The sequence below is a fragment of the Pantoea sp. ACRSB genome, assembly GCF_022346905.1.
Classification (GTDB): Bacteria; Pseudomonadota; Gammaproteobacteria; order Enterobacterales; family Enterobacteriaceae; genus Pantoea; species Pantoea piersonii.
Genome location: NZ_JAKRNL010000012.1, coordinates 1 through 25,279, shown reverse-complemented (window position 1 = coordinate 25,279; position 25,279 = coordinate 1). Strand labels below are relative to the sequence as shown.

At 59.7% G+C, this 25,279-nt stretch carries 21 protein-coding genes and 1 pseudogene; 12 read left to right on the top strand and 10 right to left on the bottom strand.

The window, feature by feature from the left end:
* Positions 1 to 20: 20 nt before the first annotated feature.
* Both MHZ89_RS21290 and MHZ89_RS21285 read left to right on the top strand, forming a co-directional pair.
* Complete coding sequence (locus MHZ89_RS21290) at positions 21 to 1,151, top strand: L-dopachrome tautomerase-related protein (RefSeq protein WP_051905666.1); 1,131 nt, start codon at positions 21 to 23, stop codon at positions 1,149 to 1,151.
* Between the two features lie 269 nt (positions 1,152 to 1,420).
* The gene (locus tag MHZ89_RS21285; protein WP_033755717.1) at positions 1,421 to 2,716 is read left to right on the top strand and encodes a CitMHS family transporter; all 1,296 of its coding nucleotides are present in this window, start codon (positions 1,421 to 1,423) and stop codon (positions 2,714 to 2,716) included.
* A gap of 64 nt (positions 2,717 to 2,780) precedes the next feature.
* Here MHZ89_RS21285 and MHZ89_RS21280 read toward each other — a convergent pair whose 3' ends face one another.
* The 3 genes from MHZ89_RS21280 to MHZ89_RS21270 form a co-directional block, all read right to left on the bottom strand.
* Positions 2,781 to 3,827, bottom strand: a complete 1,047-nt coding sequence (locus MHZ89_RS21280; RefSeq protein WP_033755718.1) for an SDR family oxidoreductase — start codon at positions 3,825 to 3,827, stop codon at positions 2,781 to 2,783.
* Positions 3,828 to 3,944: 117 nt separating this feature from the next.
* Entirely contained in the window at positions 3,945 to 5,117 is a 1,173-nt protein-coding gene (locus tag MHZ89_RS21275; protein ID WP_033755720.1) for a M20 aminoacylase family protein, read from the bottom strand.
* Positions 5,118 to 5,163: 46 nt separating this feature from the next.
* Positions 5,164 to 6,471 carry an MFS transporter gene (locus MHZ89_RS21270; RefSeq protein ID WP_311784541.1) on the bottom strand — a complete coding sequence of 436 codons (1,308 nt, stop codon included), beginning with the start codon at positions 6,469 to 6,471 and terminating at the stop codon, positions 5,164 to 5,166.
* A 167-nt stretch (positions 6,472 to 6,638) separates the two neighbouring features.
* Here MHZ89_RS21270 and MHZ89_RS21265 point away from each other — a divergent pair, with 167 nt between their 5' ends.
* The gene (locus tag MHZ89_RS21265) at positions 6,639 to 7,586 is read left to right on the top strand and encodes a LysR family transcriptional regulator (protein ID WP_033755724.1); all 948 of its coding nucleotides are present in this window, start codon (positions 6,639 to 6,641) and stop codon (positions 7,584 to 7,586) included.
* Positions 7,587 to 7,696: 110 nt separating this feature from the next.
* Here MHZ89_RS21265 and MHZ89_RS21260 read toward each other — a convergent pair whose 3' ends face one another.
* The gene (locus MHZ89_RS21260) at positions 7,697 to 8,623 is read right to left on the bottom strand and encodes a LysR family transcriptional regulator (RefSeq protein WP_033755726.1); all 927 of its coding nucleotides are present in this window, start codon (positions 8,621 to 8,623) and stop codon (positions 7,697 to 7,699) included.
* A gap of 94 nt (positions 8,624 to 8,717) precedes the next feature.
* On the opposite strand from MHZ89_RS21260, the gene MHZ89_RS21255 reads away from it, so the two are divergent.
* Both MHZ89_RS21255 and MHZ89_RS21250 read left to right on the top strand, forming a co-directional pair.
* The gene (locus MHZ89_RS21255; RefSeq protein ID WP_033755728.1) at positions 8,718 to 9,206 is read left to right on the top strand and encodes a GNAT family N-acetyltransferase; all 489 of its coding nucleotides are present in this window, start codon (positions 8,718 to 8,720) and stop codon (positions 9,204 to 9,206) included.
* 96 nt (positions 9,207 to 9,302) lie between these two features.
* Entirely contained in the window at positions 9,303 to 10,745 is a 1,443-nt protein-coding gene (locus tag MHZ89_RS21250) for an amidase family protein (RefSeq protein ID WP_051905667.1), read from the top strand.
* Between the two features lie 57 nt (positions 10,746 to 10,802).
* Here MHZ89_RS21250 and MHZ89_RS21245 read toward each other — a convergent pair whose 3' ends face one another.
* On the bottom strand, positions 10,803 to 11,012 hold the full coding sequence (locus MHZ89_RS21245) for a DUF1471 domain-containing protein (protein WP_033755729.1): 210 nt from the start codon (positions 11,010 to 11,012) through the stop codon (positions 10,803 to 10,805).
* A 249-nt stretch (positions 11,013 to 11,261) separates the two neighbouring features.
* Here MHZ89_RS21245 and MHZ89_RS21240 point away from each other — a divergent pair, with 249 nt between their 5' ends.
* Both MHZ89_RS21240 and MHZ89_RS21235 read left to right on the top strand, forming a co-directional pair.
* Complete coding sequence (locus tag MHZ89_RS21240) at positions 11,262 to 11,756, top strand: Hsp20 family protein (RefSeq protein WP_311784540.1); 495 nt, start codon at positions 11,262 to 11,264, stop codon at positions 11,754 to 11,756.
* A gap of 81 nt (positions 11,757 to 11,837) precedes the next feature.
* Complete coding sequence (locus tag MHZ89_RS21235) at positions 11,838 to 12,134, top strand: hypothetical protein (protein WP_033755733.1); 297 nt, start codon at positions 11,838 to 11,840, stop codon at positions 12,132 to 12,134.
* Positions 12,135 to 12,340: 206 nt separating this feature from the next.
* On the opposite strand, the gene MHZ89_RS21230 is transcribed toward MHZ89_RS21235, so the two are convergent.
* From MHZ89_RS21230 to MHZ89_RS21215, 4 genes are read right to left on the bottom strand one after another with little or no spacing between them, the layout of a single operon-like run.
* Positions 12,341 to 13,162, bottom strand: coding sequence for an alpha/beta fold hydrolase (locus MHZ89_RS21230; protein WP_033755735.1), 822 nt, complete (start codon positions 13,160 to 13,162; stop codon positions 12,341 to 12,343).
* Between the two features lie 35 nt (positions 13,163 to 13,197).
* Positions 13,198 to 14,766, bottom strand: coding sequence for an MFS transporter (locus MHZ89_RS21225; protein ID WP_311784539.1), 1,569 nt, complete (start codon positions 14,764 to 14,766; stop codon positions 13,198 to 13,200).
* 8 nt (positions 14,767 to 14,774) lie between these two features.
* On the bottom strand, positions 14,775 to 15,197 hold the full coding sequence (locus tag MHZ89_RS21220; protein ID WP_033755739.1) for a DoxX family protein: 423 nt from the start codon (positions 15,195 to 15,197) through the stop codon (positions 14,775 to 14,777).
* Positions 15,198 to 15,202: 5 nt separating this feature from the next.
* A complete protein-coding gene (locus MHZ89_RS21215) occupies positions 15,203 to 17,080 on the bottom strand; it encodes an amidohydrolase (RefSeq protein WP_033755740.1) in 1,878 nt (625 codons plus the stop codon).
* 335 nt (positions 17,081 to 17,415) lie between these two features.
* Here MHZ89_RS21215 and MHZ89_RS21210 point away from each other — a divergent pair, with 335 nt between their 5' ends.
* From MHZ89_RS21210 to MHZ89_RS21190, 5 genes are read left to right on the top strand one after another with little or no spacing between them, the layout of a single operon-like run.
* Positions 17,416 to 18,108, top strand: coding sequence for a hydrolase (locus tag MHZ89_RS21210; protein ID WP_033755763.1), 693 nt, complete (start codon positions 17,416 to 17,418; stop codon positions 18,106 to 18,108).
* A 58-nt stretch (positions 18,109 to 18,166) separates the two neighbouring features.
* On the top strand, positions 18,167 to 18,418 hold the full coding sequence (locus MHZ89_RS21205) for a DUF1427 family protein (protein WP_033755742.1): 252 nt from the start codon (positions 18,167 to 18,169) through the stop codon (positions 18,416 to 18,418).
* A 2-nt stretch (positions 18,419 to 18,420) separates the two neighbouring features.
* Positions 18,421 to 18,675, top strand: a complete 255-nt coding sequence (locus MHZ89_RS21200) for a DUF1427 family protein (RefSeq protein ID WP_033755743.1) — start codon at positions 18,421 to 18,423, stop codon at positions 18,673 to 18,675.
* A gap of 44 nt (positions 18,676 to 18,719) precedes the next feature.
* The gene (locus MHZ89_RS21195; protein ID WP_033755744.1) at positions 18,720 to 19,106 is read left to right on the top strand and encodes a response regulator transcription factor; all 387 of its coding nucleotides are present in this window, start codon (positions 18,720 to 18,722) and stop codon (positions 19,104 to 19,106) included.
* The gene (locus tag MHZ89_RS21190; protein WP_311784538.1) at positions 19,103 to 24,667 is read left to right on the top strand and encodes an AAA family ATPase; all 5,565 of its coding nucleotides are present in this window, start codon (positions 19,103 to 19,105) and stop codon (positions 24,665 to 24,667) included. Before MHZ89_RS21195 ends, MHZ89_RS21190 begins: the two co-directional genes overlap by 4 nt.
* Positions 24,668 to 24,733: 66 nt before the next feature.
* Here MHZ89_RS21190 and MHZ89_RS21185 read toward each other — a convergent pair.
* Positions 24,734 to 25,279, bottom strand: a pseudogene (locus MHZ89_RS21185) (response regulator transcription factor); the annotation flags it as partial.

Here is a 25,279-nt window from a genome sequence, read left to right as displayed (position 1 = left end):
TCGACAGAAGGAGAGGAAAGATGAAAAGTACAGTAAAGATGATGTCGCTGCTGACGGCACTGGTCGCAACAACGCCGGTTTTGGCGCAGGATCGGCTGCCGGCTGAGCTGCCAACCCTGCAGGACAGCCGTCTGCAGCAGGTGGAAACCTCGCCGCGCGTCTGGAACGGGGTCACGGTAAGTCCAGAGGGGCGCATTTTCGCCTCGCTGACGCAGTCAGAGGGCGCGGGACCGCAGCTGGTCGAAGTGAAAAACGGCGCGCTCGAGGCCTGGCCGAACGCGGAATGGAACCGCTGGGAAAGCCAGGATCCCGCCCATCACTTTTTACACGTCAACGCGCTGCGCTTTGGCCCGGACGGCGATCTCTGGGTCATGGATGCCGGCAATAAAGGCATCGGCACCGGTGATAAGGCGGTCGAGCAGGGCGCAAAGCTGGTGCGCATCGACATTCACAGCCGCAAGGTAGTGGCGAGCTACCTGTTTAAGGCGCCGACGTTAAAAGCTGAAAGCTATCTTGACGATGTACGCTTCAACGGCGATTTCGCCTATATCACCGATCCCGGCGCGGTGGGGCTGGTGGTGTTGAATTTGAAAACGGGCAAAAGCTGGCGGGTGCTGGATAACCATCCGCTCTCTATTGATCATCTGCCTATCTACGCCGACGGGAAAAAGCTCTTTTTGCGCGACGGGCGGGAAAAGCGCGTAGGGCTGGATCAGCTGGAGGTCTCACCGGACGGTAAATGGCTCTACTATCAGGCGATTCCGGGCCCGATGGCGCGTATCGAAACGCGCTACCTTAACGACGCCGGGCTCTCGTCGGAAGAGGTCGCGCGCCACGCGGAGAAGTTTATCGATACCTGGAGTACGGGCGGCACCGCCATCGACGCGGAGGGCAATATCTACGCCTCGGACATCAATACCCGCGCCGTAAAACGGATAACGCCGCAGGGCAAGGTCAGCACGGTTGTGCAGGATCCCCGACTGGTGTGGATTGATGCGATGTGGATCGCTGACGGACAGCTCTGGATGCCGTCGGCGCAAATTAACCGCACGCCCGCCACTACCGGCGGTAAACCCTCAACCGTTGAATATTCGGTCAAACTCTATCGCCTGGATTTGCCAGTGCATCCGTCGCCGCGCGATCACCGTTAATTTCAGCGCTGTTTAGCCGAAGCTGTAAATAACCGCGGGCGTGAAGCGCTATACGATTTTCTACGTAGAGTTTCACGCTCGATTATTATCACCTCGCGCAATTTTAAAATTTATAAGAAATATGAAATAGCGCACGTTAACAATCCTTTTAAAGATTGTTTTAGCTGTTGATATTAAAAATAATTATCAAATAAATATTTATTTTACATGCCGATACGTTCTCGTTTGTCGCTGACAAGCGCGCCTTAACCCTGCAACAGGATAAAATTATGCTGCTGACGATCAGCCTGCTGATGCTGGCCCTTTTTATTGGTTTATTAATGACCAAAAAACTTTCTGCGCTGACAGCATTAATTGTGGTGCCGACTTTCTTTGCATTACTAGCCGGCTTTGGCGCTGAGACAGGCGATATGGTCATTAAGGGATTGCGCACTGTGGCGCCCACCGGCGTCATGCTGATTTTCGCCATGCTCTATTTTATGAGCGTCACTGACGCCGGCATGTTCGACCCGGTGATTAAGCGTATCGTTTCCGCCGTGGATGGGGATCCCGTCAAAATATTCATCGGCACCGTGCTGCTGGGATTTATTGTGGCGCTGGATGGCGATGGCGCTACGGTGTATATGATCGTGCTTTCCGCCTTTCTGCCGATTTACGAGCGCGTCGGCCTGTCGAAATTAAAAGCCGCCTGTCTGCTGCTGCAGTGCACGGGGCTGGGCAATATGCTTCCCTGGGGCGGCCCCACGGCGCGCGCGGCAACGGCGGTTCACGTTGAAACCAGCACGCTGTTTATTCCGCTGCTGCTGCCCTTGCTTGCCGCTATTGTCTGGACGTTTGTAATGGCATGGATACTGGGTCGCCAGGAGCGTAAGCGTCTCGGCTGGCAGCGCGACACGGCGGTCCGCCACGATATTCTTTTCGAAGAGAGACCCTGCGTCGCCTGGCGTTTCTGGACCAACTGGCTGCTGACCATCGCCTTAATTACCCTGCTGGTGCTCGATATTGTGCCGATGGCCTACCTGTTCATGCTGGCTACAGCCATTATGTTTCTGGTTAACTTTCCACAGCTTAATCAGCAACAGGCGCAGCTGGCACGTCATGCGCCCGCTATTTTGTCGGTAGCGAGCCTGATTTTCGCCGCTGCGGTATTTACCGGCATTTTTTCCGAAACCGGCATGGCGAACGCGCTGGCGCAGGCGATCGTTAATATCATTCCGCCCGCGCTGGGCCCCTATTTAGCCGCCATTACCGCGCTGATTAGCGTGCCGGTGACCTGGCTGGTCTCCAATGACGTTTTCTATTTCGGCATGCTGCCGGTGTTGGTGCAGGCAGCTGGTCATTACGGCATTGCGCCGGTTGAAATGGCACGCGCCGCGCTGGTCGGACAGCCGGTGCATATTCTCAGCCCGCTGGTCGCCTCGACCTATTTGCTGGTGGGGATGCTGAAGCTGGATTATGCGCAGACGCAACGCGGCACGATGCGCTGGTCGTTTATTACCAGCATGGTGTTTTTCGCCAGCTGCCTGCTACTCGGCGCCTTTCCGTTTTATCAGCGCCTGTCATAAGACCGTCGGTCAACAGGCGCAGGTTTTTCAGCTATCGGGCGCTGTTACGGCAGCGCCCGATTTTTTATGGAATCAGCCTGCCGCTGCGCATCGCCTCCAGATGCGCGATCAGCACCTCGTCGGAACGTTTAGTCATGGCCTCGAAGCCGTGCTGACGCGCTTTGGTCACGTCGAATATCGCATCTTTCTCGACGTGAAAAATAAAATCGCCAAAGCCGCCTAGCGCCAGGCGATCGATATCGCGCTCCTGCAGCTGCGCCTTATCGGCAATCGAGGCCCAGAGCGGCTTCAGAGCGTGGAGACGCTCGCTCAGCGAGATCGGCTGCGCCTCGCCGACAGGCACGCCGAACCATTCCGCCAGTTTTGGCCAGACGTGGCTCCAGCGAAAGACGTCGCCGTTGGTGATATTGAATGCGCCATAGTGGCTATTTTCAGCGGCCCAGATCGCGCTCTGACCGAGAATGCGGCTGTCGGTGATATTGACCAGCGTATTGCGCCAGGCCGCGTCAGGCCCAGGGAAGTGCAGGGCGGTGCCGGTTTCGCGGCACAGCGTGCCGTACACGCCGAGCAGATTGCCCAGATTCATCGGCGAGCCGAAAGAGTGGCCGATGACAATGTCCGGACGCAGCGCCGTCCAGCCGATACCCGTCTCGTCGCCTAATTTCCGGGCATAGTCCTCGTGGCGGAAATAGAGATTAGGCGGGAAATGACGGCTGTCCTCTTCCCGCGCCGGCGTGCGATAGACTCCCAGATGCGCGCCGTAGACCTTGCCGCCCTGTACGAAGATGATGTGCTTTAACGCCGAACCGGACGCGCGCACCGCCGCGATCAGGTTTTCAAACATCAGCGCGTTAACGTCCGCCTCCACGCCCGGGTCGGGATCCTGGCGCAGCGCGGCATAGAAAATATGGGTAACGGATTCCAGCGCCTTATGGTGCCGGCTGAGATCGTCCGCTGAGGTGAGATCGGCGCTGAGGTGAGGAGAGGCGTGGGGACTATGCGGCGATCGTCCGAGCGTGGTGATCTGCCAACCCGCCTGATGAAAGGCATCGTGAGCGGCAAAGCCGACGACGCCGCTGGCGCCCGCTAAAAGTAGATGCTTGTGCTGCATAAGGCTCTCCGTATGGTTGCGAAAAGGGGAAGCCGCAGGCTATCCCCTCTTAAAGCGTAGAAGCTGGCCGCCGCCTCATCGAAAAAACCGGTCAGGCAGCCTCCATGCCACGCCGACTCACCGGCGCGGCAAAAAGGCCTCGGTTAACCGCACCCAATAGGTGGCGCCCGTTGAAATGCAGGCGTCGTTAAACTGATACAGGGGGTGATGCACGGCATAGTCGTTCTCGCCTGTGCCGGTTCCCAGCCAGAGATAGCAGCCCGGGCGCGCCTCCAGCATAAATGCGAAATCTTCACTGCCCATCACGCTTTTCACCTGTTGCGGATCGGCAACGCTGTCGGCGCCGAACGCGTCGCGCGCCACCTGTAACGCGAATTCCGTCTCCTTCACATGATTAACCGTCACCGGATAGCCAAAGTCGGGCTCAATGCGCGCGGTGAGGCCGAAACTTTCCGCCTGCGCCTGGACCAGCGTCTGGATCCTGGCTTTAACCGACTCGCGTACCTGCTGGCTGAAGGTGCGCATATTGAGCTTCAGTTCCGCCTTATCGGGAATGATGTTATGGGTCGCGCCGCTCTGCAGGCTGCCTACCGTGACCACCGCCGCCTCCTGAGGATCGACATTGCGCGAAACAATGGTCTGCAGCGCCATGATTATCGCCGCGCCCGCTACAATGGGATCGCGGCAGTTCTCCGGCGTTGAACCATGCCCGCCCTTGCCCTGCAGCGTAATGGTCATGCTGTCAGAGGAGGCCATCAGCGCGCCGGGTTTGGTGACGAACGTGCCGGCAGGCAGCAGCGGCATATTGTGAAGGCCGAATATGGCATCGCAGGGAAACAGGGTGAAAAGGCCGTCCTCCATCATCCGCCGCGCGCCGCCGACCGACTCTTCGGAGGGCTGGAAAATCAGATGCAGGGTGCCGGAAAAAGGGCGCTTCTCCGCCAGATAGCGCGCCGCCGACAGCAGGATAGCGCAGTGTCCGTCGTGTCCGCAGGCATGCATTTTCCCGGCGACCGTGCTGCGCCACGGCACCTCGGTCAGCTCCTGCATAGGCAAGGCGTCCATATCGGCCCGGAGGGCGAGACGTTTTTCGCCGTTGCCCACCTTCAGCGTGCCCACGACGCCGGTGCCGCCCAGGCCTCGGTGCACCTCGTATCCCCATTCGGTCAGAAGCTCGGCGATGCGCTGGCTGGTGCGGAACTCTTCAAATCCTAACTCCGGATGCTGATGAAAATCGCGGCGAATGGCGATCATCTCCGCTTCATATTCCAGGATTTCAGTGATCAACATACTCTCTCCTTCAGGGTCAGTCGTCGGCAAGCGGGGCCTGTTCACGCTAGGCCAGCAGGGCGGTCAGCGAAACGACCGCGCTAAAAAGAAGATACCAGGCGGGCGCCATGGCCTCGCCGGTGACGTTTAGCAGCCAGGTAACGTTGAACTGGGCGAAGCCGCCGAACAGCGTCACGCCGATGGCATATACCAGCGCCATGCCCGATGCACGCACCTGGCGCGGAAAGGCTTCAAGAATCAAAAGAAAGAACGCCACCGCGCTGATATTGGCCAGTACCTGATCGACCGCGATAAGCAGCAGCACCAGCAGCATTGACGCGCCCTGCTGCAAAGCGGCGAAAATGGGCCATATCAGCAGCATCGATCCGAGCGCGCAGGCGAGCAGGATCGGTTTGCGTCGCGGTAGCTTGTCCGCGAGCTTACCGGCGAAAAAGGGCACAACCAGGGTCAGCAGCGCAGCGATAATACTGATCCAGTATGAGGCGGCGGCAGGCTGGTGCAGGGTATGCACCATATAAGCCGGCATGTAGTAGACGATAAGATAAAATGTCGTCGTGCTTTTCATCACCAGCAGAATACCCAGCAGCAGTTTGCGGCGATGCGTGCGCCAGATTTCGCGCGCCGGATTTTCCTGCCGCGCCGCCTGCGTGACGGGCGGCTCGTGAAGATGGCGGCGGATATAGATCCCCACCGGCATGATCGCCAGCCCGAGAATAAACGGAATGCGCCAGCCCCAGGCGTAGAGCGCTTCGCTACTCAGCGTGTGCGTCAGCAGCGCGCCCAGCGCGGCGCCTGTTAGCGCCGCGCCACCCTGACTGGCCATCTGCCAGCTCACGCGCACGCCGCGCTGCGATTTATTTCCCGCCTCCATTAGCCAGCTGGTTGCCGCACCGACTTCGCCGCCCGCTGAAAATCCCTGCAACATCCGCCCGGTCACCAGCAGCAACGGTGCCCAAAGGCCGATCTGCGCGTAAACAGGCGTAAAGGCCACCATCATCACGCCCATCGCCATCAGTCCCATTATCAGGGTAAGAGCTGCTTTACGGCCGTGCGTGTCGGCATACTGCCCCAGGAGCAGGCTGCCGAGCGGACGCATGATAAACCCTACGGCGAAGGTCGCAACGGCCAGCAGCAGCGAGGCGGAATCGCTGCTGGCAGGAAAAAAAAGATGACCGATGATGACGGAGAAAAAGCTGTAAACGGTGAAATCATAAATCTCCAGGCCATTTCCCAGCGTCACCGCCAGCAGCGATTTCGCCTGCCGACTGCGCGGCCGTGAGAGAGCCGCGTCAGGAACAGAGAGCGAGGCGGAAAGCTCGGTGTCCGCAGAGGCATATCGGGCGGTCTGTTTCATACGCTGATCCTTAGGGTAATGACGCGGAAAAGGTGAGAAACAGCACTATTGCCATAAAATAAATGTATATCAACCATGAGTAATTTTTATAGGTCAGGTTATATTGGCTGACCTTTTATAGCGCGTTTTTTGCACCATCCAGGCACGCCGCGGTGGGGAGGAACAAAATGAAATTAAAGCTGAACCAGCTTGACGTACTGCTGGAGGTCGCGGCGCAGGGCAGCCTCAGCAAAGCCGCTCGGACGCTGCATTTGACGCAGCCCGCCATCAGTAAAACCATTCAGGAGATAGAGGCGGAGATCGGCATGCCCATTCTGGAGCGCACCTCGCGCGGCGCTACGCTGAATGAGTATGGTCAGGTGCTGCTGCGCCATGCGCGCGATATCGATCAGTCTCTGAGCCAGGCGCGTGAGGAAATCGACAGTCTGCTGGGCAAGTCGATGAGCCAGCTGCGCATCGGATTTACCTCCGCCGCCGCCTGGGGCCCGTTTACCACCACCCTGCTGCGCTTTCAGCAGCGCCTGCCGGGCGTAAAAATCATTGCGATGGAGGCGCGTACGCATCAGCTCTACGAGGCACTGGAAAATAATCGCATCGACCTGGCGATCATCTCCGCTACGGCCGGCATGGGAACCGCGCCGATGTACCATGAAACCCTGTACGCCTTGAGCAATACCCTTATCGTTGGAGAAGATCATCCGGTGACGCACAGAGTATCTTTGCGCAACCTGCTGGATTCTCACTGGCTGGACTGGGATGAGCCGGGCGAACACTCCATTCTGGCGCAGGTCTTTCGCCGTTATAACCTGCCTCTGCCTTCCCGCATTACGCACTGCTCATCGCCATGGATAATGGCGCGCATGATGGACGAAGCGCCGATGGTGAGTATGTGGACCTCCGTTCGCCTGCGCTTTCCCGGCTATCACGACAGGCTGCGTCCGCTAACGGTGAAAGAGGTATTGCCCGCCACCCGTATCGGTATCCTTTGCCCGAATATCGGTCGTCTTTCCAGCGCGGGGCACGCCTTTATCGAAATGTTACGCGTTAACAGCCGCGACTGGCTGCAGCAAGGCGAAGCGCACGAAATGGTGGCGCTCGACGACGCTGGCGATTAATCGCGGCGAGCGATAAAAACGCTTCTCTATATACGCGCTGCTTCTCCTGCGGCCGTGCCGCTTCGCCATAGCCGAAAGCAGGGTAGGTATGCATCGGCGCCCTAATGACTTTAGCTGCTCGCGCACTCTTTTTTCTGCTGAACGCTTTGAAAAATGGTGTTTTTAAGCCAGTCTGTCGAGCTTTTTTTCCCGCTGCGTTTGTGGGAGTAAATTTTTACGGTAAAGCGGGGCACGGCGAAAGGCACCGGAAAGGTTTTCACGTTAGCGATCTGCTCCAGCCGGCGTGCCACGGAAGAGGGGATCGCCATCAGCAGTTCGCTCTCTGCGACGATAAAAGGGGAGCTCAGCATCGACGGGGTTTTTAGCGTGATACGCCGCGTCAGCCCGATTCGCGCCAGGTGCGTGTCCAGCAGCCCTTTCTTTTCGTTCCAGGGCGTCACCACCAGATGTCCGGCAGCAAGATACTCCTCCAGCGTCAGGGTCGCGCGCGCGGCATGGCTGAGCACCACAAACTCGTCGCTGAAGAGGTCGATCTCTTCCAGATCGGGATGTCTGATCCCATCGGGTTCGCTGAAGCTCAGCGCCAGATCCACTTCGCCCGCCAACAGCTCGTTCAGCGCCGGATTATGAGGCAAATAGCAGAGCTCGAAATCGATGCCCGGCGCCGTTTTCTGAATGCTGTTCATCAGCCCGGGAAAAACGCTGAACGCCGTATAATCTGTCACCGCGATGCGAAACGCCTCCTGGCTCTTGAGCGGATCGAAAGGCTGCACCGGGCTGAGGTGTTGATTGAGAGCGGAGAGGGCGTCGGCGATGTGGGGCGCCAGCTGATAAGCATAAACGCTGGGACACATCTTATGCCCCTCGCGATAAAACAGCGGATCCTTCAGAAAATCGCGCAGCCGGGTCAGCGCATGGCTCAGCGCCGAGGTGCTCATCGCGAGCTCCTCTGCCGCAAGCCTGACGGATCGATGCCGGAAGACTGTATCAAACACAGGCAACAGGTTAAGGTCGAGCCGTCGCAGCACATGATGCATGGAATTCACCTTTAATTGATTTTATTGCACTTAATTCATTGAACGATACCGATTATCCTTAACGCCATCAAACGGTTTGGTTAAGGGAAAATTTATGCGTGTTACGATCCGGCAGGCCAGCCTGGAAGATACTGACGCCATTTATAATATGATCAACGGCTTATCCGTTTACCGCGAGGCGCCGCAGGAATCTGTTCCCGATATTGAAGAGGTTAGAAACTCGCTGTTTTCCCCCGAAACCAATGCCGAAGCCTATATCTGCGAGATTGACGGCATAATTGCTGGTTATTCAGTGATTTCCATGAGCTACTCCGCCTGGCTGGGCCGCAGCAGCCTTAATATGGAAGATTTATACTTTACCCCTGACTACCGGGGACGCGGCGCGGGCAAATCGATGCTGCAGTATATCGCTCAGCTGGCGGTCAGACGGCAGTGCAGCCGTATTGAGTGGAACGTGCTGGAGTGGGATAAGTCTGCCAAAGAGTTTTACCACAGCATCGATGCGCTTCCTCTGAGTGAATGGGTGCGCTACCGGCTTGACGGCCCCGCTCTGGAGAAGTTCGCCGCGCGCGAAACGCTTTGAGGCTTTTCTCGCGTACAGCGCACCTTAGTGTCTAAGTCCGGCAGCGCGGTTGCGCTATTTTTAGCGTTCCTGCGTCGACATTCCGGACTGTGAAACATGACCGATCTCTTTTCTCTTCTTGCCACCGGCTCGGCACGCGCTATCGGCGCGGCTATCGCGGCGGGCGAAATTACCTCTCTCGAAGCGACCGAATGGTACCTGAACCGTATCGAGCAGTTTGATAGCGACATTAACTGTGTCAGAAGTCTCTCTCCCGTTGCCCGCGAAGAGGCGAGGCGCGCAGACGCCGAGCGCGCGGCGGGCCGATCCCGAGGGCCGCTGCACGGCGTGCCCTTTCTGGTTAAAGACAATATTTTCACGCTGGATGGCTGCTTTGCCTCTGCCGGCGCCAGCGCGCTGGCGACTTTTCGCCCGCCCTTTGAGGCCAGCCTGATTACCCGTCTGCGCGACGCCGGCGCCGTGCTGCTGGGCAAAACCAATATGACGGAGTTCGCCGACTTCGTATCAGAGATCATGCCGGCAGAATTCAGCGGCGCGGGCGGCGCGGTGCGCAATCCGCTCGGCCTGCAATATGGCCGGGGCCAGGGGTCAAGCGTCGGATCGGCGGCGGCGGTGGCCGCCGGTTTTTGCGCCTTCGCCATCGGCTCGGAAACGCAAAACTCTCTGCAGGCGCCAGCCGTGCACAGCTCGATCGCCAGCTTTAAGCCCTCGGTGGGCCGCGTCAGCCGCTACGGTGTGATCCCGCTGGTGCCCAGTCAGGATTCGCCGGGGCCGCTGACGCGCACCATTGAGGATGCGCTATCGGTGTATCAGGCGATAGCGGGCGCGGATATGCAGGATACGGCAACGCTTGCCGGTTTTACGGAGGCATCCGGCGGCGCATCGCTACAGGGGCTGCGCATCGGCGTGCCACGTCGCTTTATCGCCGATAGCGTGCTGACGGAGAGTCGGCAGGCGGTGTTTGAACGGCTGCTGGCGGCGCTGGCGGGGGCGGGGGCCGTCATCGTCGATCCTTGCGATCTGCCCGCTGCGGAGCAGCTGAATACGGTGCGCTCCTGCGTGTTTCGCAGCGAATTCCGCGCGAGCCTCAACGGGCTGCTTGGCACGCTTGCGCCTTGCGGCATCGCCTCTCTGAACGATCTTATCCAGTGGAATCGCGCGCATCCGGACGCGATCCCCTACGGACAGGGGCTGCTTGAGGCGGCTGAGGCCGCGCCGGACATCCGCGCTGAGCAGTACCGCCGCGATCGCCGCACCGATATCGCGCTGAGCCTGGATACTGGCATTCTGGCGGCGCTCAGGGCGAGCCGCGCCGACCTGCTGCTCTCGCCGATGGCGGCTGCGGCTAAATGCACCGGCAAAGCGGGCGCGCCCGTCGCCGCGATCCCGGCCGGTCAGGATGCGGAAGGCTTACCCTTCGGCATAACCCTCTATTCAGCGCCCGGGCAGGATCTTCTGGTGCTGCAGGCCGCCGCGGCGGTTAAACGCGTCATCGGCAAACGCATCGTGCCGACCCTCGGCGACAGCCGTCGCGGCTGAAGCGCAAAAGAAAAGGGGCCGCTCTCAGGCGGCCCCTTTTCTCTGTTTTCGGCGCAGTTATTTGGTCAGACGAGCCGTCATATGCACCTGGTTGCCTGCGTAGGCCTCCGTGATGCTGTAACCGGTGCCAGCCAGTTTTGCCTGCGCGGCAATCTGCGCTTCGGCGCCGTCCAGGGTCGAGGCGGTAGCGGTCACTGTCTGAGCAAAGCTGGTAGAAGAAAGCAGGGCGAACAGCGCAACAGCAACGAAAGTTTTGATGGTTTTCATGGTCGATTCCTCAGAGATATTTTTAGGTTTTGAGGCGTTCTGCCTCGATGGAATCAATAATAGAGATTTCGGACAGGCGTGAAAATCCCTGTCTGTTGCTGAATAAAGTCAAAAAATTTGATGATAAAAAAATCGCGCCGGGCGTCCTTGAAAATTCTCCGGGAAACTCTATAAATGTCACTGGGCAGGTGAGACGCCTGTTTCCCCGATGAGCTTTTGAATGAACGATCAATTCAGGAGGTTATCACTATGGCTTCACGTACTTTCCCCGTATTTCCCTTACTCAGCGACGCGCTTTTTTCCGATCGCTTCAGCCGCATTGACCGTCTCTTTAGCCAGCTGACCGGCGATACGCCTGTCGCCGTTACGCCCCCTTACAACCTGAAGCAGCTCGACGATGAGCGCTATGCGCTTACCCTGAGCGTGCCCGGCTGGAAAGAGAGCGAGCTGGAAATCGAAGTGGCGGGCGGCCGGCTGACGGTAACCGGCCGGAAAGAGGAGCGCACGGAAAACGAGGCGAACGCGGACGGCGCGCGCAGCAACGGCGGCTGGCTGCACCGCGGCATCAGCCGCACCGATTTCCGCCTGAGCTACAGCGTGCCGGAACATATGAAAGTGACCGAGGCGAGACTGCAGGACGGGCTGCTCAACGTCGGTCTGCATCTGGAGATCCCGGAAAGTGAAAAACCGCGCCGCATACCCATTGCGCACCATACAGCAGACGTGATTGAACACCAGGCGTAAGCGCAGCCTGACCGTACCGGGGAGGGCGCCGGATCCGGCTCCCTCCCGCTATGCATCTATCTGGACAGCAGGAGGTGTTTCATGAAGCGCATTATCGTGCCGGCAGACAGGCAGCTTTACCCGTCAGTAGCGGATGAAAGTGTCATGGCGGTCAGGATGAAACTGGGGAATTCGCGGCTGCAGGTCAATTACCAGCGCGTGCCGGGCGGCATTATGCCGGTGGTCGCCGCTGATTTTTTCAATGAGAAAGGGAAACTCTATACCCTGCACTACCATCTGCCGCCCGATACGCCGGAGCGAACCGATCGCCGGATTTCGCTGCTGATGCGGCTGATTGAAAAAGAGGCGAGTCAGACGTCAATGGCGGCAGCCTACTGAGACAGGCTCTGCACGGGTTTACCTGACAGCGAAACAGGGGGAGAAAATGCTGACCGCCTTACTGGTAAATGCGTCCTTTACGTCGACGCTTCTGGTCATGACGGCGTATGCGCTGAAAGATATTGATAAGTGACAGCGCTTCATTCGCCGGCTCAAAGCCGCCCTGCGTTAACGCAGGGCGGCTTTTGTCAGCGCGAAAAACGGAGTCAGAGGGCGTTCAGGAACGCCAGCAAATCTGCATTCAGCCGATCGGAGTGGGTCACCGCAAAGCCGTGCGGCGCATTGTCGTACACCTTCAGCTGCGCGCCTTCGATCATTTCCGCCGCCAGCTTGCCGGTGGTTTCGAACGGCACCACCTGATCGTTGCTGCCGTGGATCACCAGCGCAGGCACGTCGATTTTCGCCATGTCGGGGCGGAAATCGGTGGTGGAAAACGCCTTAACGCACTCCAGCGTGCCTTTAAGCGATGCCAGCAGCGCTATGTTCAGGGTCTGCGTCAGCACGCCTTCAGAGACGGTCTGGCCGGCGTTGGTGCCGTAGAAAGGCACGGCAAAGTCGCTGATGAACTGGGCGCGATCCTTGCGTAAGCCAGCCAGAATACCGTCAAACACCGACGGCTCGACGCCCTGCGGAAAGCCTTCCAGCTGTCCGAAGGCAGGCGTCACCGCGCCCAGCAGCACCAGACCGGCCACGCGCGCGGAGCCGTAGTTGTTGATATAGCGCGTCACGTCGCCGCCGCCCATCGAGAAGCCCACCAGCGTGACCTCCTGCAGGTCAAGACAGGTGATCAGGTCGTTGATGTCCGACGCGAAAGTATTGTAGTCGTAGCCGGTCCACGGCTGATCGGAGCGGCCAAAGCCGCGGCGATCGAAAGCGATGACGCGATAGCCGTTCTCCGCCAGGAAGTTCAGCTGGTTATCCCACATATCAGCATCCAGCGGCCAGCCGTGGCTGAAGAGAACGGGTTTGCCGTTGCCCCAGTCTTTAAAATAGATTTGCGTGCCGTCGGCGGTTTTAATCGTGCTCATGGTCTTTTCCTTGTGATGTTGAATGAAAAAAGCTGTTATTCAGGCGCAACCAGATAGCGTGCGACCGGTATCTGTTCGCCCTGATGGAATGCATAAACGCGGTTCTCAATTTTCTTGTCGTTCATGGTGTAGCGCTCAAGCTGACGCAGATGCTCCATCCAGGATCCCACCACAAAGGTTTCGACGAAGATGCCCGGCTGGAGAATGTCTTCGTAGACCGCCCAGTTGATGGCGCCCCCGCGACGGCGAACGCGTCTCATATCCTGCATGCAGACCGTAAAGGCGTGGGCGTCCGCCTGGCGGATCTGATACTCGTAGCTCACGCGCACCGGACCTCGGTCGTGATGGATCTCCAGCGCTGGCACCGGCTCGGCGATCTCGCTGACGTCGAGATTGAGGTCGGGATCCTGATCGAGCCGCCAGCGCAGTACCGTCAGGCACGCCAGCGCCATGCCCAGGGTGGCGACGCAGAGCGAAACCGGGATGCCGTAGCGCGACGCCAGCTGTCCCCAGATGGCGCTGCCCACGGTCATCGAGCCGAAAAACACGGTGAGATAGACCGCCAGCGCGCGCGCTTTCACCCAGCGTGCCGCGCTGCGCTGCGCGCCCAGGTTAAGCGTCGACAGCACGGCAATCCAGGCGAAGCCGGTGAAGAACTCGAACGTGTTCAGCAGCCAGAAGTGCCGGACAAAAGCGAGCGCCAGCATGGTGGCGGCGAACATCAGGCTCGCCAGCACCATCAGCCGATCGGGGTTGAAGCGTTTACGCAGCCGCGGCAGCAGCACCGCGCCGCTGATGGCGCCCACGCCGATAAAGGCCAGCATAATGCCGTAGCCGCCCGGACCCAGCCCCAGCTCGCGGCGCGCTACCAGCGGCAGCAGCGCCCAGCCGGCGCTGCCGAACAGGAAGAAGGCGACGGTGCGCACCAGCACGTTGCGCAGCACCGGCGCGGCGTGCACGTAGCGCAGACCGGCGCGCACCGCTGAAAAGAAGTGCTCCGGGGGCAGCCGCTGGACGCTCGGCACCTCTTTCCAGCGATAGAGCACCCACGCCACGCCGAGCACCGAGAGGGCGTTGAGCATAAAGACCACCCACGGCCCGGCGAACGAGAGGATCAGGCCGCCAAGCGCCGGACCGATGGCGCGGCTGATATTGATGCCGAGCGAGTTCAGCGCGATGGCCGGGCCCAGCTCATTTTTGCTGACCAGATCCGGCACGATCGCCTGGAACGGCGGCGAGCTCATCGCCGCGCCGGTGCTCATCAGAAAGGCGGCAACCAGCAGCACCAGCGGCGTGACGTGCCCGGTGAAAGAGAGCAGCGTCAGGCCGGCGGCGGCGATAAAGACCCACAGCTGCGAGAACAGCAGATATTTACGCCGGTCGACAATATCGGCCAGCACGCCGGAGGGCAGCGCGAACAGGAACATCGGCAGGCTGCTCGCCGCCTGCACCAGCGCCACGCTGAGCGGATCGGCGCTCAGCGTCAGCATGGTCCAGTTCACGCCGACGTCATTCATCCAGGAGCCGATGTTAGAGACCACCGTCGCGATCCACAGCATGCGAAACAGCGGCTGGCGCCGTCGCTTCGCCCTGGGCGACGTCATGAATATCGTTAACCTGCGCCATAGCGAACCTCTCTGCGCGTGCCGGCACCGAGGCGCCACTGGCCCGGACCTGTCATCGCCAGGGTAGTGAAGATAATCAGCAGCAGCCAGCCGAACTGGCCCTCCGCGATGCTCCAGCCGGGATGAACAAACAGCATCGCCACCAGCAGCACGCCGATAATCGGCAGGCAGGCGAGGCGGGCGAACACGCCGATCAGAATAAATAACGGGCAGATGACTTCGGCGAAAATAGCCGGCAATAAGCTCATCCAGGGACCAAGGCCGAAAGGATCCTCGATACGCGTCAGTTCTTCGCTGAAGTGAAACACCTTCGGCAGCCCGTGCACGTAGAGCAGCAGCAGGCAGCCGGTGAGGCGCAGGAAGAACAGCCCCGCGTTAATGCGGGGCGGCTGAGAAAAGGAGATCGTCATGATGATCAGAACGCGAAGCAGCTGCAGCCGAGCGCGCCCCAGAAGGCGTTCTCCTCGGAGACCGGCAGGCTGGCGCCGCGCGCGATGTCATGGGAGTGGCTGTGCACGCCGCACGGGCCGCTGCACTGGTGCGGCATCTGCTGCATGCCCACGCGGGTGGCGGCGGTCGGCGGCGCGCTGCGGTAGTGACCCGGCACCTTGACCACCGGCGACCACTCAGGCAGAACCGGAATCGACGGCGGCGCTTCGCTGCTGAAGGATCCGGCGGCATAAACGATGTTGCCGTCCACCAGCGTCAGCACCGACTCAATGCCTTTGATCTCCTCTTCCGGCACGCTGAAATAGTCTTTGCTCAGCACCACCATATCCGCCAGCTGGCCCGCCTTAATCTGTCCCTTTTTGCCCTGCTCGCTGGAGAACCAGGCGCTGCCCTGGGTCCACAGCATCAGCGCGGTGTCGCGATCGAGACGCGCGTTGACGTCATACATCTGCATGCCGCCGACGGTGCGGCCGGACACCAGCCAGTAAAGCGCGGTCCAGGGGTTATAGCTGGCGACGCGCGTGGCGTCGGTGCCGAGGCCGACCGGCACGCCGGTCTCCAGCATGCGCGCGACCGGCGGCGTGTGACGGGTCGCTTCGATGCCGTAGCGCTCGGCGAAGTATTCGCCCTGGAACGCCATGCGGTGCTGCACCGCGATGCCGCCGCCCAGCTCTTTGATGCGGTCGATATTGCGCTGGGTAACGGTTTCGGCATGGTCGAAGAACCAGTGCAGGCCGTTAAAGGGAATGTCGCGGTTAACTTTTTCAAAGACGTCGAGCATGCGGCTGATCGATTCGTCGTAGGTGGCGTGCAGGCGGAACGGCCAGCGGTGCTCTACCAGATGACGCACCACGCGCTCCAGCTCATCTTCCATGCCCGGCGCCAGATCGGGGCGCGGCTCAAGGAAATCTTCGAAGTCGGCGGCGGAGAAGACCAGCATCTCGCCGGCGCCGTTGTGGCGGAAGTAGTCGCTGCCCTGGCCCGGCGTCAGCATATCGGTCCACTTCTCAAAATCTTCCAGCTCATGTCCAGGACGCTGAGTAAAGAGGTTATAGGCGATGCGGATCGTCATCTGCTTCTTCTCATGCAGCTCGGCGATCACTTCATAATCTTCCGGGTAGTTCTGGAAGCCGCCGCCGGCATCGATGGCGCTGGTGAGGCCGAGACGGTTCAGCTCGCGCATAAACTGACGGGTGGAGTTGACCTGCTGCTCCAGCGGCAGCTTCGGTCCTTTCGCCAGCGTAGAGTAGAGGATCATGGCGTTAGGACGCGCAATCAGCATGCCGGTCGGGTTGCCGTTGCTGTCGCGCTGGATCTCGCCGCCCGGCGGGTTCGGCGTATCTTTGGTGTAGCCCACGACTTTGAGCGCCGCGCGGTTAAGCAGGGCGCGGTCGTAGAGGTGCAGCACGAATACCGGAGTATCCGGCGCGGCTTCGTTGATCTCCTCCAGCGTCGGCATGCGACGCTCGGCGAACTGAAACTCGGTCCAGCCGCCCACCACGCGCACCCACTGCGGCGTCGGCGTGCGCAGCGCCTGCTCTTTCAACATGCGCAGCGCATCGGCGACCGACGGCACGCCTTCCCAGCGCAGCTCCAGGTTGTAGTTCAGGCCGCCGCGGATCAGGTGCAGGTGCGAGTCGTTGAGGCCGGGAATCGCGGTGTGGCCCTTCAGGTCGATGACTTTGGTGCCTTCGCAGTGATGCTGCATCACCTCGGCCAGGCTGCCCACTTCCAGAAACTTGCCGTCGCGAATAGCGACGGCATCGGCGATCGGGTTGCCGCGATCGACGGTATGAAATCGGCCATTGGTGAGAATGACGTCTGCTTTACCAAGGGTAACCATAGAATCTCCTGAATTGAGTTGTCCGACGCGGCACGGACGGCCGCAGACAGAGCATTGTCCTGCCGTAAGCGCAGGCTACTGGGATGGCGGGATTATGATCGGGAGGTCTGGAAAGCGTCTAGTTATACAAAAGGATAGGTATACCCTGGTATAGGTATACGTTCGTATAGTTATACCTAAAGATAATAGTTTGAAAAAAAAAGCTTCCTACACTGCGCTCAGACAGTGACCCACCGGTTCAGCGACGCAACGCCATCGGGGTATCAGGGAGGCTGTCAATTTACGCCGTTACTCTTTCCACGGTACTTAGCAATATAACCTCAATGGGCAAAGACATGACCAATCGCAAACTTGAAGTATTGACGCCGCAAAACTGCCAGATCATCTTTATCGACCAGCAGCCGCAGATGGCGTTTGGCGTTCAGTCAATCGATCGTCAGGTGCTGAAAAACAACGTTGTGGCGCTGGCGAAAGCGGCGAAAGTCTTCAACATTCCGACCGTACTGACGACCGTTGAGACGGAAAGCTTCTCCGGCAACACCTTCCCGGAGCTGCTGGACGTATTCCCTGGCCAGGACATTCTTGAGCGCACCTCTATGAACTCCTGGGACGATCAGAAAGTGCGCGACGCGCTGGCGGCAAACGGCAAGAAAAAAGTTGTCGTGTCAGGTCTGTGGACCGAAGTGTGCAACAACACCTTCGCGCTGTGCGCCATGCTGGAAGGCGATTATGAGATCTATATGGTGGCCGACGCGTCAGGCGGCACCACGAAAGAAGCGCACGACTACGCGATGCAGCGCATGATTCAGGCTGGCGTGATCCCGGTAACCTGGCAGCAGGTGATGCTGGAGTGGCAGCGCGACTGGGCGCACAAAGAGACCTATAACGCCGTTATGGATATTGCGAAAGAGCATTCAGGCGCCTACGGCATCGGCGTGGATTACGCCTATACCATGGTGCACAAAGCGCCTTCTCGCCAGAAGAGCGAACACCGTACGCTGGCCCCGGTTCCGGCGAACGTGCGTTAATCTGTCGAGCGGGCCGGCCCTTCACCGGACCGGCCCGCCATGCTAAGAAGGAGGACCTGTGAGTCCTTTATTGATCTCTCTGGGAGCGGGCGTATTAATCGGCCTGGTTTACGCGCTGCTTAAGGTCCAGTCTCCGGCGCCGCCGGCCGTCGCGCTGGTGGGACTGCTCGGCATGATCGTCGGCAGTTCCCTGGGCGGGCAGCTGTTTCACCAGGATGCCACCGCGCAGGTTCCGCCAGCGGCGCCGTCGCCGGTCGTCGCAGACGCTCGCCCGACCTCTCATTCATCCATCGCCAACCACGCAGGCTGACCATGCTGAAAACCTATTCTGTCTCGCTGGCGGTCGGCATTCTGGCCGGCCTGATTTATGCCGCGCTCGGCGTCAACTCGCCCGCGCCGCCGATTATTGCGCTGCTGGGGCTGTTCGGCATGCAGGTGGGCGAACATCTTATTCCGCTGGCGAAAAGCGTGATTAAGCGCGAACCGGTGAAGCTGCGCTGGTTTCGCCATGAGTATCACCATAGAATCGGTGACACGCCCCCGCCCTCAGGTGACAAAGCCTCCTAAGGAAGCGCCTCCCGCAGGCCTGAGTTTCATTTAAGGAAAACAGCATGCAGCTGTCGCAGCGCATTGTCGTCGTCGATGATGAACGTTCTGTCCGCAGTGGTCTTACCAACCTGCTCCAGTCTGAAGGTTATCTCACCCAGGCCTTTGAGTCGGCAGAATCTCTTCTCTGTGATGAAGCAGCGATGGCGAATGCCGCGCTTTTTATCATTGATGTGCAACTGAAAGGCATGAATGGTTTCGAGCTTTTCATCAATCTGACCCGGCGGCTGATTAACCCGCCGGGCATCATCATTTCCGGCAACGGCGATGACAGCATGCTGCGGTATGCCATTAACCTTGGCGCTGTCGCCTTTTTGCCAAAGCCTATCGAAATTGATACGTTGTTTGAACATATCCGTCAGGCGTTCTCCTCAGGGGCTGCCCGCCAATGAGCATAAATCCGCAGGCGTTAGAGACAACAGAAACCGATCGCGTCACGCTTTCAGACGATATCTCTTTTACTCCCCTGGCGCAGGAGGGCAATGTCGACTGGCTGCTGTGTCGGCATGGGATCACCGGCGAAACCTTTGTGCTGGCGACCGCGGGCACGGAGGAGTCGATTTTTCAGGTAACGCAGCTGCTGAAAAATGAGTACGCGCTGCGCGTTCGCCTCTCCGATCACTGGGCGTTGAAGCCCCTGAGTCACACCCTTTATCAGGGACGATACGCCCTGATTTACCGGCCGTTTAATTACCGTACGCTGGCGGATGTTTTATGTACCCCCCCTGGCGCCATTTCTGAATTTCTTGCCAGCGCCGCGATGCTCTGCAGCGCCCTGAGCCTGATGCATCAGCAGGGCCTGGTGCACGGCGATATCAAACCGGCGAATTTTTTCTATGCCGACGACGGACGTATTCTGCTAGGCGGCTTCGGCCTGTCGTCGGTCGACAGCGATCTGCTGCTGCAGCCTCGTCTGCCGGTCGCGGGCGGCACGCTCGCCTATATGTCGCCTGAACATACCTCCCGCTCGGCGCATCCCGTCAGCCGCGTAAGCGATTTATACAGCCTGGGCATCGTGCTGTATGAACTGCTCACCGGCAGGCTGCCCTACGGCAGCGCCGAGGGCGGCCACGCCGAATGGGTCCACCACCATATCGCGTCGGAAGCGCTGCCGCCGCATCTGATACGCCAGGAGATCCCGATGGTTCTCTCCTCCGTCATCCTGCGGCTGCTGGCGAAATCGCCGGAATACCGTTACCAGACGGCGGAAGGCGTACTGGCCGATCTGCGGCGCTGCGCGTCGACCCTGATGCCGGACGGCATGATCGAGTCTTTTGCCCTCGGCATGCAGGACTCTCAGGCCGCGAATTTATCGCCCGACACGCTCTGCGCCGATCATCCCCAGGCGACCGATATTCTGGCGGCGTTTGACGAGGTCAGCAAAAGCGGCAAGCACAACCTGGTCGCGATCGGCGGCGTGCCGGGTGCGGGCAAATCCTCGCTGATCGCCTCGTCGATTAAGCTGCTGCGCAATAAAAAAGCGCTAATGACGGTGGTGAAGGCGGATCGCCACTCCCCCGTGTTGCCCTACGCGGTTTTTACCGCCGCCTTCAGGACGCTGACGCTGCACGTGCTCGGCCTGCCCACCGAAGAGATGGCGCGCTGGAAGTCGCATATCGCATGCCTGCTGGGTGAGTATGCCGGTCTGGCGATCAATCTGGTGCCGGAGCTGGGCATTTTACTCAATCAGAAAGCGGCCGTGCACGCCCATACGCACTCGCAGGACGCGAGAAACCATTTTAATCTGGCGGCCTGCAACCTGGTGAAAGCCTTCACCGCGCCCGGCCGGCCGCTGGTTATTCTGATCGACGATGTGCACTGGGCCGATCGCGCCACGCTGCAGCTGCTGCAAAACCTGCTGGCGCTGAGCGAAGATATCCCGCTGCTGCTGGTGATCACCTATCGCGACAGCGTGTCGCTGCCCTGTCCGACAATTGACGATAACCTGAAGCTCATCCGCGCCTGCGCGGCCCGCATTACCGATATCACGCCGGAGCCTTTCAGCGAAAAAAATATCGCGAGCTGGCTGGCGGGGCTCTTCCATACCCGCAGCGGCGAAACGGCGGAGCTGGCGCAGGTTATTCACGAAAAGACCGCCGGCAACCCGCTCGCCACCCACGACTTTTTCCGCCAGGCGCTGCGCGACGGCCTGATCACGCACAATGCGCCATTCCGCTGGGCCTATGATGCTCAGGCGCTGAAAAACTGTCACTATGCGGCAAACGTCGCCGCCAGCGTTCTGCAGCATCTCACCACGCTGCCGCTGCCGACCCGCCATCTGCTGGGCAAGTTCGCCTCGCTGGGCAGCGCAGGGGAGCTGGATACCATGAGCCGCATCCTCGGTATTGCCGTGGCAGAGATCGAGCAGACGCTGCTGCCGGCGGCGGCGGCGAAGCTCATCGCGCTGAACGGCAGAGAGTACGCCTTTATGCATGACAGCATGCATGAAGCGGCGCTCGATCTGCTGGAGCCGACCGACAAAGACGCCTTTCACTATCTGGCCGCGCTGCACTATATGCATCTGTCGGATCTTGAGGTCACCAATGCCGTGCTGTTCAGGGCCGCTCATCACCTGCTGTCGATCAGAAATGGCGGGATGCTGGCGCATGACGCGCAAACCTTCAGCCAGCTGATGCTTAAGGCGAGCCGCCGGGCGAAAGATACCGGCGATTATGTTTCGGCGCTGCGTTACCTGCAGACCGCGCGCCTGCTCAACAGCAGCGTGGGCAGCGACGACCAGAGCGAGTTTCTGCTGGAAGAGGCCGAATGTGAATTCCTTAACGGCAATCTCTCGGTGGCGCTGGCGCTGTGCTCGGAAATCGCGGCCTCGCCGGGCGAGATCACGGAGAAAGCCGAAGCGGCCTGTTTGATCGCTGAAATTCATATGCGCCAGTCGGACAGTAAACTGGCGCTGGAAACCGCGCTCGCCTGGCTGGCGGTGTTTGGCATTCAGCTAAACCGCTACCCGGACCGCCTGGAGTGCGACAGGGCGCGAGTTTCGCTTAAAGAGGCGGTCGGCAAAAATCCCTACGCGCGCTTTCGCGCGCTGCCGCTGCTTAGCTGCAAAAAAACCGAAGCGATCATGAATCTGATGGCCAGCGCCAGCACCTTTGCCGCCTTCAGCAACCCGCGCCTGCACTTTATGATCCTGTGCAAGCTGCTGCATCTGTCGATGGAGCGCGGACTAAGCGGCGCATCGACCCTGGCGCTCTCCTGGTATGGCGTGGTGTGCGGCGATCAGTATGATGAGTACAGCCGGGGCTTCGCCAGCACGCTGCTGGCGCGCGAGCTGGTCTATAAGCACGACTTCGTCAGCTTTAAAGCGCGCACGCTGCTGCCGCTCGACCAGGTCAGCATCTGGACGATGCCGCTCTCCTACGCTATCGAGCGTGCGAAGGCCGCCTTCGACGTGGGGGTAGAAACCGGCGACCGCACCTCGGCCTGCCTGGCGCTGCGTCATATCGTCATGAACTATCTCGCCCGCGGCGATCATCTCGAAGCGGTGCATACTTCTATTACGCGCGGCATGCTGTTTGTCCGCAAGGCGCAGTACCGCGACGTAGAGATGATCCTCAGCATGCAGCTGGATTATGTGCTCTTCCTGCGCAAGCCGCGCGGAAGCGAGTTTTCAGGCCATGATTTTCTGCCGCCGATGCTGGACGCGGTCAGGCCGGAACAGGCTGTGGAGCCGATGTACCTTATTCAGTTCTGGTCACGGCTTTATAAAGGCATGGCGCACTTTTTCGCGGCGGAATATGCCTGCGCAGCGCGGCATTTTGCCGACGCGGCGCCCTTTACCGACCTTATTCCCGGCCACGTGCACATGCTGGATTTTCATCTCTACAGCGCGCTGGCGCTGACCGTTCCCCTCACGCCGGGCCCCCTCAGCGGTCAGCTGCGTCAGCAGCTACAGCATCATCTCGACAAGATCGTGACCTGGGCGAACGAAAATACCAAAACTTTCGCCGATAAAGAGGCCCTGCTGCGCGCCGAGCTGCTGCGCCTCGACGGCGAGGCCGGGCAGGCCGCCGAACAGTTTGAGCGCGCCATCACACTGTCGCGCGAAGGGCAGTTTCATCATATCAACGGGCTGGCGTGCGAACTGGCGGCGCGTATGGCCTATGCGCGCAACATGGGGTTCGCGGGCGACGCCTACATTAAAGGCGCGATGTCCGCCTGGGATCGCTGGGGCGCGGGCGCCAGGGTGCGCCAGCTGGAAATGCTCTATCCCTCTCTCGCCGGGCATCATACGCAAACGGCCCTGAGCACTGTCTCCTTCGAGCAGAGCGCACTGATCAGCGATCTGCAAAGCATGGTGACCGTGATGCGCGCCCTCACCGAAGAGATTAATCTGGATCGCCTGATTCATATTCTGATGATGATGCTGGTCGAGCGGGCGGGCGCGCAGCACTGCATGCTGATCCGGCTGACCGACGGCAATATTCCGGAAATCCAGGCGCGCGCCTCCACCACCGTCGAAGGGGTAAAGGTACGCATTGTGCGCGAGCTGCCGACCGCAACCGATCTGCCGCTGTCGATCTTATCAGCGGTGATCCGCACCGGGCAGGAGATCCGCACCGGCAAGCCGGAGGTGTTCAGCCCCTTCAGCCAGGATAACTATCTGGTGGCGTCGGGCGCGGCGGTAATGTGCGTGCCGATGTTCAGGCAGGCGCAAATGGTCGGTGTCCTTTATCTGGAAAATCGGCTGATGCCCGACGTTTTTACCGCCGACCATTCGCGCATCGTGTCGATGCTTGGGGCGCAGGCCGCCGTTTCGCTCGAAACCGCGCGCCTCTATGCCGAACTGGTTGACGAGAACAATCAGCGCCGCAAAATTGAAAAGCAGCTGCGCGCCAGCCAGACTTCGCTGATGCTGGGCGAAAAAATAAGCCATACCGGCACCTGGCACTGGCATCTTGAGCCGGATATTCAGTACATCTCCGACGAATATAAGCGCATCATGGGACTGCCAGAGACCCAGACCACCACCTCGATGGCGGAGTTCCAGAGCCGCGTGCACCCGGACGATATCGTGTCGCTGCGCGAGCTGATTGAAACCAGCGTCGAGAAGGGCGTGGTGATGCAGGCGGAGTTTCGCATCATTCGCGACGACGGCGAATGCCGCTACATCAAGGGCATTGGCGAGCCGAACGATAACTGGCCTGAGGTGGCGGAATATTTCGGCACCCTGACCGATATCACCACGCAGCGTCAGTCTGAAGATGCGGTGAGGATCGCTCAGGCGGAGCTTGCCCGCGTCGCGCGCGCCACCACGGTGGGCCAGCTGACCTCTTCCATCGCCCACGAGATTAACCAGCCGCTGATGTCGATCGTAGCTAACGCCGGCGCCGGTCTGAGATGGCTGAAGCGTGAACCGGCGCAGCTCGACAACGCCAGCCAGAGTATTGAGGAGATTATTCGCGAAGGCCGCCGCGCGGGCGATATTATTCGCGGGCTTCAGGCGCTGACCCGTAATCAGGTAGCGGAGTTCGCCTCGGCAAAGCTGCACCATATCGCGCGAGATATCTTAAACCTGTCGCGCCTCGAGCTGGAGCGACGGTTCGTCTCGCTTGAACTGGATCTTGCCGCTGAGAATGACGTGGTTTTTTGTGAGAGCGTTCAGATTCAGCAGGTTCTGCTCAACCTGGTGATCAATGCCATCGAAGCGATGACGGATAATCCCGGCATGCGCATCCTGCGCATCTCCTCATCGCATCCGCAGGAGGATCTTATCCGTATCGCGGTGGCCGACAACGGCTCGGGCCTGGCTGAGGAGGTGATTGGTAAAGTGTTCGATTCGTTCTATACCACCAAGGCGGAAGGGATGGGAATGGGGCTGACCATCAGCAACGAAATCATCAGGCGTCACGGCGGCGAACTGCAGGCAGAGAATCGTCCGGAAGGGGGGTGCCTGTTCTGGTTTACGCTGCCCGTTGAGCGCGCCGCTGGGTGATAAAAACGCTCCCGCCGGCCCGGCGGGAGCGCTATACCGCGTGCAGCTCAGCGGAGCAGGGCGCGGCTAGCTTTCGTTCAGGATGGCCAGTTTTTCCGCCGCCCTGACCAGGTCCGACACGGTTCGGACTTCCATTTTTTCCATTACCCTGCGCTTATGCACCTTCGCCGTGATTTCGCTGATCCCCATCTCTGCGGCAATCTGTTTGTTGAGCAGGCCGCGAACCACATACTGCATCAACTCTTTCTCACGCGGCGTCAGCGACGAGTAACGCGCGGTAATGGCGCGCTTTTCTCCGACAGCGCCAGCGCTTCCTCCACCACCCTCAGTAATTCATCGGGCATAACGGGCTTGGTGAGGAATTCAAAGGCGCCCGCCTTCATCGCCCTGACGGTAATCGGGATGGTGCCATAGCCGGTGAGAAAAATGGTGGGAATGGAAAAGCCGCGCTCCGTCAGGTGCAGCGAAACGTCGAAGCCGTCGAATCCGGGCATATTCAGGTCGACGATCAGGCAACTGGGCGTAAGGTAATCGGTCTGGCTGAGAAACTCAGACGGGGAAAGAAAAGTGGAAACCCGGTACCCTTCGGAACCGAGCAGATTCTGCAGCGCG

Bases quoted from the DNA above. Each gene is read 5' to 3' on its own strand.
- MHZ89_RS21260 (WP_033755726.1), bottom strand. From the start codon at position 8,623: ATGCATCATGTGCTGCGACGGCTCGACCTTAACCTGTTGCCTGTGTTT.
- MHZ89_RS21280 (WP_033755718.1), bottom strand. From the start codon at position 3,827: ATGCAGCACAAGCATCTACTTTTAGCGGGCGCCAGCGGCGTCGTCGGC.
- MHZ89_RS21230 (WP_033755735.1), bottom strand. From the start codon at position 13,162: ATGAGCACGATTAAAACCGCCGACGGCACGCAAATCTATTTTAAAGAC.
- MHZ89_RS21290 (WP_051905666.1), top strand. From the start codon at position 21: ATGAAAAGTACAGTAAAGATGATGTCGCTGCTGACGGCACTGGTCGCA.
- MHZ89_RS21195 (WP_033755744.1), top strand. From the start codon at position 18,720: ATGCAGCTGTCGCAGCGCATTGTCGTCGTCGATGATGAACGTTCTGTC.
- MHZ89_RS21225 (WP_311784539.1), bottom strand. From the start codon at position 14,766: ATGACGTCGCCCAGGGCGAAGCGACGGCGCCAGCCGCTGTTTCGCATG.
- MHZ89_RS21240 (WP_311784540.1), top strand. From the start codon at position 11,262: ATGGCTTCACGTACTTTCCCCGTATTTCCCTTACTCAGCGACGCGCTT.
- MHZ89_RS21190 (WP_311784538.1), top strand. From the start codon at position 19,103: ATGAGCATAAATCCGCAGGCGTTAGAGACAACAGAAACCGATCGCGTC.
- MHZ89_RS21245 (WP_033755729.1), bottom strand. From the start codon at position 11,012: ATGAAAACCATCAAAACTTTCGTTGCTGTTGCGCTGTTCGCCCTGCTT.
- MHZ89_RS21210 (WP_033755763.1), top strand. From the start codon at position 17,416: ATGACCAATCGCAAACTTGAAGTATTGACGCCGCAAAACTGCCAGATC.
- MHZ89_RS21200 (WP_033755743.1), top strand. From the start codon at position 18,421: ATGCTGAAAACCTATTCTGTCTCGCTGGCGGTCGGCATTCTGGCCGGC.
- MHZ89_RS21285 (WP_033755717.1), top strand. From the start codon at position 1,421: ATGCTGCTGACGATCAGCCTGCTGATGCTGGCCCTTTTTATTGGTTTA.
- MHZ89_RS21215 (WP_033755740.1), bottom strand. From the start codon at position 17,080: ATGGTTACCCTTGGTAAAGCAGACGTCATTCTCACCAATGGCCGATTT.
- MHZ89_RS21235 (WP_033755733.1), top strand. From the start codon at position 11,838: ATGAAGCGCATTATCGTGCCGGCAGACAGGCAGCTTTACCCGTCAGTA.
- MHZ89_RS21250 (WP_051905667.1), top strand. From the start codon at position 9,303: ATGACCGATCTCTTTTCTCTTCTTGCCACCGGCTCGGCACGCGCTATC.
- MHZ89_RS21255 (WP_033755728.1), top strand. From the start codon at position 8,718: ATGCGTGTTACGATCCGGCAGGCCAGCCTGGAAGATACTGACGCCATT.
- MHZ89_RS21275 (WP_033755720.1), bottom strand. From the start codon at position 5,117: ATGTTGATCACTGAAATCCTGGAATATGAAGCGGAGATGATCGCCATT.
- MHZ89_RS21270 (WP_311784541.1), bottom strand. From the start codon at position 6,471: ATGAAACAGACCGCCCGATATGCCTCTGCGGACACCGAGCTTTCCGCC.
- MHZ89_RS21220 (WP_033755739.1), bottom strand. From the start codon at position 15,197: ATGACGATCTCCTTTTCTCAGCCGCCCCGCATTAACGCGGGGCTGTTC.
- MHZ89_RS21265 (WP_033755724.1), top strand. From the start codon at position 6,639: ATGAAATTAAAGCTGAACCAGCTTGACGTACTGCTGGAGGTCGCGGCG.